The organism is Paraburkholderia sp. SIMBA_054 (assembly GCF_046534875.1).
Lineage (GTDB): Bacteria > Pseudomonadota > Gammaproteobacteria > Burkholderiales > Burkholderiaceae > Paraburkholderia > Paraburkholderia hospita.
This window is the reverse complement of sequence record NZ_JAWRXV010001099.1, coordinates 1-259: the sequence shown is the minus strand read 5'-3', so window position 1 is coordinate 259 and position 259 is coordinate 1. Positions and strand designations below refer to the sequence as shown.

Genomic DNA, 259 nt, shown 5'->3' with positions numbered 1-259 from the left:
GCCGACGTCAAGCGAGCCAGGTCACTCGTGTCGCAGATAGAGACCGGCTCTGTCTGGATCAACATGCGGTCTTCCACTTCGCCGGAACTGCCGTTTGGCGGCGTCAAGCGTTCGGGGTACGGACGCGAGTTGTCCGAAGCCGGAATCCGGGAACTGGCCAACCAGAAGATGGTGATCGTCGCTCCTGGCTGACGGCCATCCGTGCGCTCAGGCGCGAACTCACCTCCCCCTCTCAAAGGAGATAGCCGTGAAAGCTGCC

1 protein-coding gene is annotated in these 259 nt (G+C 62.2%); it reads left to right on the top strand.

Annotation, left to right across the window (positions count from 1 at the left end; translation table 11 throughout):
* The coding region (locus SB822_RS58565; RefSeq protein ID WP_410859305.1) for an aldehyde dehydrogenase family protein at window positions 1–192 on the top strand (192 nt) is incomplete at its 5' end.
* Window positions 193–259: the final 67 nt, after the last annotated feature.